General features: G+C 48.9%; 10 protein-coding genes. 1 reads left to right on the top strand and 9 read right to left on the bottom strand.

Annotation, left to right across the window (positions count from 1 at the left end):
* Positions 1–224: 224 nt before the first annotated feature.
* From CHI14_RS21585 to CHI14_RS21575, 3 genes are all read right to left on the bottom strand, one after another.
* Positions 225–1,064 (bottom strand): formate/nitrite transporter family protein, encoded by an 840-nt coding sequence (locus tag CHI14_RS21585; protein WP_095291113.1) that lies wholly within the window; start codon positions 1,062–1,064, stop codon positions 225–227.
* 164 nt (positions 1,065–1,228) lie between these two features.
* The gene (locus CHI14_RS21580; protein ID WP_095291112.1) at positions 1,229–1,699 is read right to left on the bottom strand and encodes a DinB family protein; all 471 of its coding nucleotides are present in this window, start codon (positions 1,697–1,699) and stop codon (positions 1,229–1,231) included.
* Between the two features lie 143 nt (positions 1,700–1,842).
* Positions 1,843–3,204, bottom strand: coding sequence for an FAD-dependent oxidoreductase (locus CHI14_RS21575; protein ID WP_095291111.1), 1,362 nt, complete (start codon positions 3,202–3,204; stop codon positions 1,843–1,845).
* A 513-nt stretch (positions 3,205–3,717) separates the two neighbouring features.
* Here CHI14_RS21575 and pelA point away from each other — a divergent pair.
* The gene (gene pelA / locus CHI14_RS21570; RefSeq protein WP_249281197.1) at positions 3,718–4,890 is read left to right on the top strand and encodes a pectate lyase; all 1,173 of its coding nucleotides are present in this window, start codon (positions 3,718–3,720) and stop codon (positions 4,888–4,890) included.
* Positions 4,891–4,962: 72 nt separating this feature from the next.
* Here pelA and CHI14_RS21565 read toward each other — a convergent pair whose 3' ends face one another.
* The 6 genes from CHI14_RS21565 to CHI14_RS21535 form a co-directional block, all read right to left on the bottom strand.
* Complete coding sequence (locus CHI14_RS21565) at positions 4,963–5,442, bottom strand: glutathione peroxidase (protein WP_095291109.1); 480 nt, start codon at positions 5,440–5,442, stop codon at positions 4,963–4,965.
* A gap of 142 nt (positions 5,443–5,584) precedes the next feature.
* Entirely contained in the window at positions 5,585–6,397 is an 813-nt protein-coding gene (locus CHI14_RS21560; protein WP_095291108.1) for a ferric iron reductase, read from the bottom strand.
* 91 nt (positions 6,398–6,488) lie between these two features.
* On the bottom strand, positions 6,489–7,376 hold the full coding sequence (locus CHI14_RS21555; protein ID WP_095291107.1) for an ABC transporter ATP-binding protein: 888 nt from the start codon (positions 7,374–7,376) through the stop codon (positions 6,489–6,491).
* Positions 7,377–7,698: 322 nt separating this feature from the next.
* Positions 7,699–8,193 (bottom strand): hypothetical protein, encoded by a 495-nt coding sequence (locus CHI14_RS21545; RefSeq protein WP_170948216.1) that lies wholly within the window; start codon positions 8,191–8,193, stop codon positions 7,699–7,701.
* Between the two features lie 237 nt (positions 8,194–8,430).
* Positions 8,431–11,622 (bottom strand): GAP1-N2 domain-containing protein, encoded by a 3,192-nt coding sequence (locus tag CHI14_RS21540; protein ID WP_095291104.1) that lies wholly within the window; start codon positions 11,620–11,622, stop codon positions 8,431–8,433.
* Positions 11,622–12,881 carry a TRAFAC clade GTPase domain-containing protein gene (locus CHI14_RS21535; RefSeq protein ID WP_095291103.1) on the bottom strand — a complete coding sequence of 420 codons (1,260 nt, stop codon included), beginning with the start codon at positions 12,879–12,881 and terminating at the stop codon, positions 11,622–11,624. The genes CHI14_RS21540 and CHI14_RS21535 overlap by 1 nt, the downstream gene beginning before the upstream one ends.
* Between the last annotated feature and the right edge of the window lie 12 nt (positions 12,882–12,893).

The following is a 12,893-nucleotide window of genomic DNA, read 5'->3' as shown; positions in this document are numbered from 1 at the left end:
GGCATTAGGTTAGTGTTTCCCCACTTCCTCCTCATGCCATATCATGGACCACTCCCGAAATTCGCCATGAACAGGTTTCGTTCCCCCGAACCTTGTCATGGCGAATTTATTTTGTCTGCAAAAAAAGCGATCCCATCTTCGCCGGCTTACGGTATAACATACACCGTGACCTCATGGCAGTAAGGGATCGCTGATTATATATACATTTGAAATTGTACGAGTGATTATGCCTGTTTGCTCCACATCGGTCTGGCCTCCGTCTCTACTGGCTGAACAACCGCTTTGACCTCGGGTTCGGCCTTCCGCAGGTACACCATCCAGTAGGCAGCCGCAACGAACAATGCGCCTCCAGTCAGATTACCGAGCCATACCGGGATAAAGTTCATGATGTACTGCCCCCATGAGTAGTGCCCTTCGAAGATGGCAGCCGGAATAAGAAACATATTGGCAACCACGTGCTGGAAGCCAATAGCGACAAAGGCCATCGTCGGAAACCAGATACCGAGCACCTTGCCGCTCATCGTATCCGAAGCGTAAGACAGCCACACCGCCAGGGCTACCAGCCAGTTACATCCGATTCCGGATATAAACGCCTGTAGAAAGCCGTCATGCAGCTTGTGTCCTGCCATATCCACAACCTTGGTCAGATATACTCCTTCTCCTGTGAGACCAAGCACATGCCCGAACGCATATGCCACGAACAGTGCACCCAAAAAGTTTCCGATCGTGACCAAAGTAAGATTCTTCAGCATGCTGGCTACGGACAGTTTACGGGCTAGCGTAGCAAGCGGTACTGCCATCATATTGCCTGTCAGGAGTTCTCCCCCGCCAATCAATACCATGATCAAGCCTACAGGGAATACCGCTGCACCGATCAGGTTAACCAAGCTGCCCCATTCCGCCGGGACGGAGGCAATCACGCGAATATCCAGCAGGAACCCAAGCGCAATAAATGCCCCTGCCAGGAAACTGAGAACGAGCACAGAGGACACCTGGTTCTGTCCTTTCTTCATCCCTGTGTTCACCGTATATTGTGCAACCTCAAGAGGTGTTTTTGCCGCCATGCCATCCTCTCCTTCACTGTTCATGAACGAAATCAGCTTACATCGTTGATATGTTCATTGTATCGCGAAGGGTTCGGCAAGTTTGTTACTTTTATCACAAAGTCCTAAAAGTCCCCTTGTCCCAGCTTCCGTGCTCTCTTGCTTGAGTGCGGCTGGTTGGTTAATTATTCTGTTCCCAGGTTATGATGTTCACCAAAAATTTGCTGCAGATGGTGCTTCAGATGCTGGACGTAATCTTGTGCCAGCCATTCCATCGTAACCACACTTCCATCAGGTAAGACACACGTTGCTGATTCCCCTGTCTCCGGCATGCTGGATAGAACACGAATGACGGACTGATTCAGACTGATCCAGAGATTTAACACCTCTTCAATCGGTGCACTGACATATTGTTGGCTCTCTACCCATTGGTCTTGATGATAAGGCGTTATAGACAATGGTTCGGTCTGATGCTGCATTTGGACAAACCTGCTTACGTTATGAAGAGCCGAATCACATAAATGACCAAGAATCTGAAGACGGGACCATTTTCCTTCCATGCGTGGCTGTACAAGTTCATTTGGATTCAGTGCAAGAAACGAACGAGGTACCGATTGTAGCAGAACTTTGAGTTCGGATATTGTATTTGTAAGCATGTTGTGAACCACTCCTTTATGTTCATATCTATTGCAGTATGACCTCTAACCTGTTGTTAATATAGCACTCATTTCCAGAATCAACTACATCAAGTTATATAAAAAAACTGCCGCATTTCTGCGGCAGTTCTCGGATTCATTAGTTACACCATCGCTGGTGCTTTCGCTTCCACTGGAGGCAAAGCCTGAAGACCAGCCGAGTTCAGGAAGTTCCATGGCTTGTTGTAATGCGGTTGGAAGAAGAAGTCGATGAAGGCTAGCTCATCTACAGTCATGTTGTTCTGGATGCAAACCGAGATCGTATTGATCGATTGCGTCAGATCCGCCTTGGACATCACTTGTGCTCCAACGATTCGGCGTGTAGCCTGTTCGTAAATGACTTTGAGCAGCAGTTTCTCAGCCGTTGGCATGAACTCCGGACGATAAGCATCTTCAAGCGTTACAGCTTCCACTACCAGCCCGTCATCTGTAGCAGATGTTTCGGTCAGCCCTGTACCTGCAATATTCTGGTCGTAAATTTTAATCCCAGATGTCCCTTGTGTACCCATGTATGGCGTTGTTGGACGAACCAGGTTACGAGCTACCAGTGTACCCATTCTTACGGCATTGGTCGCCAGTGGAATGTAAGAAGCCTTGCCTGTTGGATTATAGTGAATGGCACAGCTGTCACCTGCAGCGAACACGTCTTTTTGGCTTGTTTGCATATATTTATCCACGATAATCGCACCGTTCGGCAGCATATCCACCTGGCCTTTGAGCAATTCGGTATTCGGACGGAAACCAATACACAGGATTACGAGGTCTGTCTCGAATTCACCCTTGGATGTGATGACCTTCGTTACCTTGCCATTCTCTCCGGTGAATTTCTGTACAGTCTGACCCAGTGCAAGCTTGATCCCGCGTCCAGTCAGTGTGTCCTCAATGGCATCTGTAAACTCGGGGTCCAGATATTTATTGAGAATCCGGTCCACACTATCGATCAAGGTGACTTCCTTACCATTCATTTGGAATGCTTCAACCAGTTCAATACCGATGTACCCTGCACCGACAACGGTAACGCGTTTAGCTTCTTTGGCTTTTTCGATGATCGTATTGGAATGGTTGTAGTTTTTGCAGAGCAAGATGTTCTCCATCTCAATTCCCTCGAGTTTAGGAACGACCGGCCATGATCCTGTCGTCACAATAAGCTTGTCGAACGTATCTTCAAATTCTTCCCCTGTTTTCAGGTTTTTAGCCTGAAGTTTATGGTTCGCGGCATCCACTGCTGTAACCTCATGCAGCATCTTGGTGACTACACCCAGCTCAGCCAGCTGGTTTGGCGAAGAGTAGAACAGTCCATCCGGATCCTTCACAACCCCGCCGACATAAAGGGCGATACCGCAAGATAGGAAGGAAATGTTGTCATTGCGCTCATACACCGTGATGGTAGCATCCGGGTACAATTTGGCGGTATTAACGATGGCTGCGGTTCCTGCATGTGTACATCCGATAACTGCGATTTTCATAATAAAGGTCCCCCTTGGAGTTATAAAATATAAACCGTGCTTCATTTATCAGTTTGCTGCGCTTGATTCCTGAGATTTAAATCGACAATGGTTTTACTGTCTTGTGAATACATTCACTAATGAAACTAAACGATTACGTGAAAACATTCACTACCAACTTGGTGAGTTTGTGATTTATTTCACTTCATGTACTCATTATAATGTGATCTTTTTCACATTACAAGTGTTTTCTTAAAAAATTTTAAAAAATAGGATATCGCCCCTGTGGACGAGCCGCTGTTTCAACCTCTAAGACCTATTGTCCCCTGACCAATAACGGTTTATGCTATTGAACCTTTTGGAGAAAAAAGGCCCTCATCCTCACCGCATAGTTAGGCTGGTGGCTGAACGATAACAAATATATAATTTTAAGCTTATCAGTTGATTTTTCCCTCAGAAAGCGCTTACAATATTATTGACCCTTTATTTGGATTTTATATAAATAGAATACCAATTATGTTGGGAGGCATTCCTTTGAAGAAACGTTCCATCTCTGTTTCATTAACACTGGTTCCTGTCACTGCAATTATCGCCATGTTGACCGCAGATATCGCCAGGCCCGTGGTTGCTTTTGCAGATTCCCCGCCTGTCACCATTAAAACCGAGGTGTTATCCTCCAAAACTTCTGCAGGGGTTGATGTATCTTCACTGCTGAATAAGTTCAGGGATTACAGCACGTTCTCTACGGGGGACTTGGCCAAGGACACCGCATATGCGCTAAACATTGTATCCTGGCAGCTGCCCCATGGTGGATTCTTCAAAGCAATGGAGGAGAAATACAAATCTTCATGGGACGGGGTGACGCCGCGTTCAGATTGGAAAGACCCCAAAGGTGTAGAGCTCGGAACGTTTGATAATGATGCAACCACAACAGAGATCCGCTTCCTGGCTGATATGTATGAAAAGACGGGCAATCCCGTCTTCCGGGACAGTGTCCGCAAAGCAGTGGATTTTATCCTCGTTTCCCAATATCCTTCTGGCGGATGGCCTCAGGTTTATCCACAACGGAGCAATTACTCCGACAGCGTTACATATAATGACAATGCCATGGTGCGAACCATGGTACTCATCGACGATATCATTGAGAAGCGTAAAGGCTTCAATAACGATATTCTGAGTGAGGATACACGGTCGAAACTGGCTGCAGCCTTGGATCGAGGAATCGCATATACATTGAAAGCTCAAATTAAAAACGGCGGTGTGCCTACAGTTTGGGGTGCCCAGCATGACCCTGTAACCTATGCGCCTGTATCCGGCAGAGCCTATGAACTGCCCTCGAAATCGGGATCCGAATCTGTAGCCATCACGGCTTTTCTTATGTCCAGGCCTCAGACACCCGAGATTGAACACGCAGCCAAAAGCGCCCTCCGCTGGTTTGACCAGGTCCGAGAGGATGGAACCAAATATAATCGTCAGGGACCCGTGTATTTCGAGCCTGACCCGTCCAGTGTAATCTGGTACCGTTTCTACAATGTAGATGAAGATGTGCCCTTCTACGCGGACCGCGACGGCAAGAAGTACATGGATATTATGGAGATCAGCGAGGAGCGGCGGCACGGCTATTCCTGGGCAGGAAACTATGCCCGTAATCTCCTGCAGCTTGCCTCGGATCAGGGATATTACAATTTAAGCAAACCGCTCCCGTAAATCCTCCCAGTATAAAAGCTTCAAAAAAAGCCTGTCCTCCAACTGGAGGCAGGCTTGATCTGTTTTATTTGATTATCCCAGCAGTTTCTCAATCTCTGCAGTCATCGCTTCAGGAGACTCTTTGGGTTCAAAGCGTCCCACCACTTCACCTTCACGATTGACCAGGAATTTGGTGAAATTCCATTGAATCGTGTCGTCTTCAGCTGCGCCTGGCTGCTGCTGGCGAAGATACTGGAACAAAGGATGCGCATCCTCGCCGTTCACGTCCACTTTGGCGAATACAGGGAAATTCACACCATAGTTTATTTGGCAGAAGGATTCGGCTTCCTCGCTTGTACCCGGCTCCTGTCCTCCAAACTGATTACAAGGGAAACCCAGTACTACCAAACCCTGATCGCGGTAACGATCATACAGCTTCTGCAGCTCTCCATATTGCGGAGTCAATCCACACTTGCTGGCCGTATTGGCGATGACAAGAACTTTACCTTGGTACAGATCCAGTGATACTTCCTGATTGGCTGGCGTTACGGCCTGATATGAATATACGGACATGACTGATTCCTCCCATGATCGATGTTGGTTTTGGGGCAGCCGTCATTACCTTGTATGCACACAACATAATACAGCGCCTGTCTCCATATTATAGACCCGGTGCTCACCAATTACCAAATTCAGCCTTGAGGCCTTCTGCTTGTTATCCGGACTTAGCTGCCATGATGTCATCATAACGCTTCTGCCGTTCGGCCTTACTGAGTTTGGGACAGCTATAACAGTAATTTTGGCCTCCATACACCTGGTGATGCAGGCAGCACACGGGCTTCATCAGCATGGTCTCTCCCGGTTGATGTGGATTATCAATCTCTACGGGCTTGAACGATAACAGATTCTTCTTCAATCCGAGCAGACCGGCAGGTAGAGCAATGACATGTTCATACCCTTCCATCACCGCTTCTCGCTCAGCTTCTTCGATGTTCATTTGTAACGCTGTGTTCTTGTACCAACGGAGCATGGAGGCAAGCTGTGACCACATCTGACCAAGGTTCGCTTCTCCGGCAGAGGCAACCCCTTCGATCAAGGGTCGAAGCTGCTCCGTGTAGTATGCGGTTAGGATATCCTTGCGCCAAGAGGATTGTGCTGCATCTATGAGATTCACTGGTGCAGGTTGAGAATGTTCTGTTCCATCCAGCAGTTGAAAACGAAAGGCTGCACGGCCATCCTGAACTTCGAGCTGCAGCTTCATGTTCTCCAGTGATAGATCAAGCCATGTATCACATAATGCCGTCATATAATGAATCCCCAGCATTAGCCCACGCACCGAATGCATGAAGTACACCGCTGCGGATCGGATTGAATCTGCCTGAAGATGTTTATTATATACATCCAGCAGCTCTCTCGCCTTCTCCGGTTGTCTAAGCTCGGTCATGTGAATTTCCCAAACTGGTTCATCCCCAGGTTCGGTTGTGATTCTTCCATATTGCTGTAACCAGGTATAGTTGATAGCTCCCATTTCAGCATGCCTCCCATGAATGCGAATGAGCCGCCTGCATAAATGCAAAGCGGCTTATTCTATATTTCAAGACCACCAATGGTCCACTGTATTAACTTCCTGTTGCGGTACGAACAAGTTGTTCGGAACGTCCAGCGGCATTCATCATGGCACCATTCATCACCATTTGCTCTGGCGCTGCCGTTTGCTGGCGTTCGCCGGCAAGAGCAAATGGCAGGCACAGCGGCACACCGGAACGTGGATCAATCACGATATCGGCTTCAATGTTGAACACTTCGCGAAGCACGTCACAATTCATGACTTCTACAGGGGAGCCTGTAGCAATTGCTTTACCTTTTTTAATACCGATCATGTGATGGGCATAGCGGGAAGCATGATTCAGATCATGCACAACCATAACGATGGTGCGGTTCGCGGTCTCGTTCAGCATCTCCAGCAATTGCAGAACTTCAAGCTGGTGAGCCATGTCGAGGAACGTTGTCGGCTCGTCTAGGAACAGGATATCTGTTTCTTGTGCAAGAGCCATGGCAATCCAGGCACGTTGACGCTGTCCGCCTGACAATTGATCAATTGGGCGGTCGTGGAACTCCGTCATGCCCGTTACTTCGATGGCCCACTCAATCATGCGTTTGTCTTCAGCACGCATGGAACCGAAGCCTTTTTGATAAGGAAATCTTCCGTAGGATACCAGTTCCGTTACTGTGAGTCCCTCTGGTGCTGTAGGATTCTGCGGCAAAATCGCAAGCTGCTTGGCTACTTCACGGGTGGATTGCTTATGAATGGACTTCCCGTCGAGCAAAACACTACCTGCTTTTGGATTCATGATCCGTGCCATCGTCTTCAGGATGGTTGATTTACCTGAACCATTGGCTCCAACAAGCGCTGTAATTTTTCCTTGGGGAATTTGAATATTCAGATCTTCAACAATCAGTCTTTCCTCATAAGCGATATCCAGCTTGGACGTCTCCAGACGAAACATGCGATCATCCCTCTCTCATTTATCCCGGTTATGTATTCCGGCTATCGATAACGAAAACGAATTTATATGTTCAGCGTATTTCCGGCGCAACAAATCTTCTATAACAAAGATACTGATAATCATTATCATTTGTCAATAAGAAATACCAAACTTCTTGCTTGTTTGGAGCGATTATATGGCAGTTCAGTGGACTTTCCGATCGGAATTGGCCTCATTTATGTGAGAGCTTTTCTCAACGTATACGTGCAGTTGGTCCCTGTTGGGGATTGTCCAAAAATGATGAATCCAGAAGTTGTGTCTGATCTGTGAACAAAAGAAGAATCTACTCTTCTTCCTGCAGCAGAGCTTGGGAAGCACTTAAAATCATCTTCTTCTCGTCCTCATAACCTGACTGTCCGCCCTGAAAATAGGCATGCAGCACAATGTTGGCTTCTGATCCATCCATCTTTTCGAGCTGTGCTTGAGTCAGTGTTATTTCATACGGTTCCGTGTACCAATCCTCATTCGTCAATTCCGTTGTGAGACCTATATTAGTTGTTGTTCTTGGAGGTAAAATCGACTCCCCGTTCGCCTGTATATCCACCATAAACACGTGTTTGGAGTGAGCAATCGTATGGCTCGTATCCGTCCCCACATACTTAATACCTGAGTGAAACATATACGTGTTCTCACCTGCCGGCTGAACGACCAATCGAAGCAGGTATTCCCCAACTTGTTTCGTTGCGGTCAATGAGCCCCCATCTTCTAACTGAATGTGATCCGGCTGAGCATCCCTGCTTGCATCATTCGAACAACCAAAGAGTACAATGCACATCATCAATATAAAATATGAACGCATTATGGTTCCCCTGCTTTCCTTCAGTTTTGGAATAGGCCCCTCTCTTGTCAGACATCCCAGGAAACCGGAAAGTTGCATGATTTGCATTATCTACTCAAATAAGATCGTCCTTAAAAGATTGGGAGCAGGAAAAATCAAAAAAAAGATGACCCCGATTTACATTCGAAGGTCATCCTGCAATAATTTCATTTGGGTTAAAAACAAATCATAACGCTCCTACAGCTTAGGCTCTGGCACCAATTGGATAACCATTGTACCGCTCTGGACACTTACGATATCTTCCGGATTAACCTCATCAGGCAGCGGCACTTGCTGACCATAAGGATACAGACGGTCCGCCTCAGCAGGCGTCAATTCTGTTGAAGAGGACGCTCCTGATTCGCCTGCTGTCCCTGAAGGTTCGGACGATGTGGTGCCTGTTCCTTCTCCAAGATCTTCATTCGTGTCCGCAGAACCGGACGCATCTCCACTCGTCTCTGTACCTGCCGCTGCATCTGCAGCAGAGTCATCTGACGTAGTCGAATCTGTCCCCTGAACAGGCTCCTCTCCCTGCTGATCTTCGTTTGTAGATCCTGTAGACGTATCCCCGGACGTTCCCTCAGACGAAGTCCCATCTTCAGCTGATCCTTCCGTATCCGGGTCCTCATTCCGGTTAAAACTCTCCCAGTCCGACGCAGCATCCATCTCCAGCGTTGTGCCATCCTTCAAAGTTAATTGAACTGGACCTGGCAATAACGCATTGCTGTCCGCTTCATTCATGAAACGGATTACGAGCTGCGCTTCGGTCGTCGTGCCATCCACCTCGGCTCCCCGAATGACATAGGCGATCTGCTCAGCTAACTGTACCTCGGGCTCTGCCGGAACCACAGGTTCCTGTGTCGATGGCGCTGCCTCTTCTGGCGCGTCCGTCTTATTCGTCAGGGCATACGTTACCCCGGCGATCCCCAGGATCAGGATAACGATAACAGACCCTAGAAAAAGATTTTTTCTTTTGCCTGTCAGCATGCGCACAAGCGGTGATGAAAGTTCGTTCTTGGCCCGATCATAGACCGGCTTCATTGTTTTACTCGCTCTCGTGTAATACGGCTTGAATGCCGACTTGGACTTGAAGGCTTCACGGTCATGATCTTTGAAATAGGCTACAATGGCATCTGAATAGGCTTTGCTCGCCTGGGAACTCCGTATGAACAACCTTTCGCTCCCCGACCATTCAAAAAATGAATACAATACTTCCTTACTGCCAGCACTACTGCGGACAAACTCAATCAGCCCAGCATAGTCCAGTTTGCTGCCGCTTCCTCCCCGGTAGAAAGCCAGCGGAAGCGCCTCATATGCAGGTGTTCCCGGTTGATCCCGCAGTTCCCCTGCGAGCCATCTGCGTACCCAACGCTGAAGTTCATTCCGCTCCGCAAGGCTAAGTGACTCAAGTACCTCTTCTTCACGGTCTTCGCCGCTCAGCCATGCTCTGGCTGCCAGCATCATGTTTGTACGAGCCGTTACATCCTGTCCCTGACGCGCCGCCCAATCACGTACTTCGCTGTCATGCAGCAAAATATCAATGCTCAGTAACTGCTCACGGTTCACCCGTTCCAGATCAAGATCCTGAATCAAAAACAGGTTAATGACATAGGCCAGCTTGTCAGCCAGGCGTGTCAGTTCTTCCTGATATGCGGATAATCCCGCTGACTCGGCTCCACTCGAACGGCCAGATCGGGTGACCGTCTGAGACTGCCCAATTCGGGCCTTAATTCCATCACCCACGAGCATGTCAGAAGAAAGGTGATCCAGCACGCTAACACGCTTAAGTGCTTCACTCGCAGCATGCACCGGATTCGGCGCAGAACATAATCGTTCACGCAGCTCTGTCGCTGTCCGGTCAAGCAGGAAGCTGTTGTAAACCGCAGATGTATGCGTGGTTACCCAGCGTTCGATCACGCCGATCACATCCGAAGCGGTCTCGGTACGTTTCAGCTGATTGTCCAGATAAGGTTCAAACAGCAGTTTTGTCAGTGATTCATTGGCCAGTACCTTATCGAAGAATGCACGACTCAGCCCGGAATCGCGGTCGAGCAGATCATACAATTCCTGTACCGCCCTCATCCGCTTCTGAGATCTGGCATTGTTCACCGCATAGATGAAATAATCCACGATGCGGGATTGAACGAGAGGCGCAGCGACGCGGAAATATTCCGCGATGCGTGAGGCAACCGTCTCTTCAGGTACGTTCTCTCTTTTGACACTGTCCAGTTCCCGGCTGAGCAGAGTGAGGAACAGTTCGTTCAAACGTGAACGAAGTTGTACTCCGCCTTCGGGTTTCAGATAGGTAAGCAGCCCGCTCAGGACCCCGCCTTTATCATTTAGGTAGAGATCTTCCATCCCTTGCTCGAGACGATAAAACATGGACAATTCCCCATAGGCCTGGATAGAAAGCTCACGTCCCGGTTCGGTGCCGGATAACATCTCGTCTGCAAAAGTATAAAAAGCATCCGCATGAGTTGGCTCCTGCAGAAGCGACCAGGCAAATTCCGCATAGGGAAGCTGGGCAACCGATACTTCCGCATGGGTTACCCTGCCCGTAGCCAAGTCGAAGGTAAAGTCCTTCTCCGTATTCCGGTCTTTTGGACGGAGCGTGCCCCGCTCTACAAACTGAAGATGGACTCCCTTCTTGGCCTGAGGCTCCTTGGCAAATGTCATAAAGCCGAGCTGCCGCCTAAACGCATAGGGCAGTGCGGCATAGAGCAGACGAAGCAGCTCCTTGGCTCCGGCTGTGATCTCCTCGGCAGGAAGATCGAGTGCAATATATACCTTCCGCCGGGTTGCTACTGCCTGCATGACGGCATAGAGCAGGCGCTTGAAGAGAGTTTCGTTCATTTTCAGTGAGGCCAGCAGGTCTGCTGGCGCTACGGAGCGTGCACTTGTGCCTGCTCCTGCTCTGGTGGCGGCCACTCGGCCATTCAGTGGTGCACCCGGCAGTTCCATCAGGGCAGGCAATACCGTGCCTTGTTCGATGTCATATGACGTGGCAAATACGGTATCCAGCCAATTCCCCTGCTTCATCTGTTCCTCGAAGCGTTCCGGTGACAGGACATAGTTGTGTGCAAAAAAGGCGCTGCGCAGCCCGGTAAAATCAGCAGACTGGTACACATTTTGACCAAGGATCGTCTCCCCGCTCTCCAGATGAATCAGATGGATGGATGGCGGGAATTTCGCCTGGTCCTTCTCGCTTCGCCCTGTTAATTCTGCTGGAGCGTCATAGACGCAAAAGGGATGAAGTACTTTCTTGATAAAGGAAGGGTCCAGTCCCGGCGATGCCGCAACCGTATCGAACCCCTCCGTTGTGCGAAACACCCCGCGCCGCTCTCTTGTGTACATCTGCTGTTCAATAGGCGGGGTCATGGAAGAACTCATTATTCCACTCTCCCCTCTATGTACTTCAGCTTGTACAGCAGCCATAGAAAGGGCTCGTCCACACGGATGGGGCTCACGACGCCCTGCAGCTTCATATCCACCGGATTACTGCCCAGCGCAGATACCGCGAAATAGGCCGTATCCTTGAAGTACACATCCATCGTGCCTTTGAACGGACGGTCCACCTTCTCGATAAAGCGCCGAATTTCCCCGTCGATATTCTCGAATTCGGTCAGATCGAACCAATCGCGGTGTACCATATTGCGGAATACATTGCTGTTGGATTTGATATAATCCCCCTCTTCATCCTTAAGAGAATGCAGCATGTCGCTCTTGGTAAGCACAACGGCTGTCGGAATATTTGTCTTAGCTTTATCCTGATAAGCGATAAAATCACCGAACAAAGTCAACACAACATCGCGTGGTTCATCATACCTTGGCGTCCACTCGCCCGGCTCGTTGCCAAGGTTAATGCGGATTTTGTCCCGAATGGAACGAATCTGGAGCGGATCCACCATAAACAAAATGCCCGCTGAGTTCTTGATATGCTGACCATGCAGACCCAGATAATCCTGCTCGACCATACCTTCACCCGCCACATCAAAAAAGACCAATGTCAGCGGTGCTTTATCTTCATCCTTAAATACAAATTGAAAAATAAACGGCTCCTGCAGCTTCTCCTTCTGCGTGGAATCCAGCAGATCTCCCCGCTCGAACAGCGGTTCTTCGTAATCTGCGCGGAATCTGCGGCTAATTTCCGCATTCAGCGGCATGCAGGCCGCATCAAAATGGTCAGCCGTATAATGCTGAAGCGTATGGATTAACGATGTCATATACACCGATTTTCCTACCTGGGATGCCCCAATAATGGAAATGATATTGCTCGGTGCCTTGCCTGCCGTCACGGGCAGCTCATTATGACAATGCGGGCACAGCCGGCGCCGTGTAACCACACCATATCGGTCGTTCAGTCCCATCACGATGTTATCCGAATAAATACGATGTTCCTCAGGCACATCATGCGGAGCCAGAACGGCCTCCATATCAAATACCGTGTCCAGCCCAAAACGCTCACGATACCGATTAAGCTTCGCATCTTCCCCCAGTGCATAATCCTCATCGTCATCCCGGTGATGCGCAGCCCGGAACACTACTTCTTCCGGCGAAAACTTGCTGAAGCAATACGGACAGACTATATCGTAAAACAGCGGCCGTTCTACGGGCTGCTGTTTCTTCAAAAACCGACTAAAAAAGCTCATAGCCACTCCCCT

Origin of the sequence: Paenibacillus sp. 7516, from assembly GCF_002272715.1 — a bacterium.
Classification (GTDB): domain Bacteria; phylum Bacillota; class Bacilli; order Paenibacillales; family Paenibacillaceae; genus Paenibacillus; species Paenibacillus illinoisensis_A.
The sequence above is the reverse complement of the archived record's forward strand: the minus strand, read 5'-3'. Positions and strand labels throughout refer to the sequence as shown.

Coding starts and splice junctions, on each gene's coding strand:
- CHI14_RS21585 (WP_095291113.1), bottom strand. CDS start 1,064: ATGGCGGCAAAAACACCTCTTGAGGTTGCACAATATACGGTGAACACA.
- CHI14_RS21580 (WP_095291112.1), bottom strand. CDS start 1,699: ATGCTTACAAATACAATATCCGAACTCAAAGTTCTGCTACAATCGGTA.
- CHI14_RS21575 (WP_095291111.1), bottom strand. CDS start 3,204: ATGAAAATCGCAGTTATCGGATGTACACATGCAGGAACCGCAGCCATC.
- CHI14_RS21565 (WP_095291109.1), bottom strand. CDS start 5,442: ATGTCCGTATATTCATATCAGGCCGTAACGCCAGCCAATCAGGAAGTA.
- CHI14_RS21560 (WP_095291108.1), bottom strand. CDS start 6,397: ATGGGAGCTATCAACTATACCTGGTTACAGCAATATGGAAGAATCACA.
- CHI14_RS21555 (WP_095291107.1), bottom strand. CDS start 7,376: ATGTTTCGTCTGGAGACGTCCAAGCTGGATATCGCTTATGAGGAAAGA.
- CHI14_RS21545 (WP_170948216.1), bottom strand. CDS start 8,193: ATGATGTGCATTGTACTCTTTGGTTGTTCGAATGATGCAAGCAGGGAT.
- CHI14_RS21540 (WP_095291104.1), bottom strand. CDS start 11,622: ATGAGTTCTTCCATGACCCCGCCTATTGAACAGCAGATGTACACAAGA.
- CHI14_RS21535 (WP_095291103.1), bottom strand. CDS start 12,881: ATGAGCTTTTTTAGTCGGTTTTTGAAGAAACAGCAGCCCGTAGAACGG.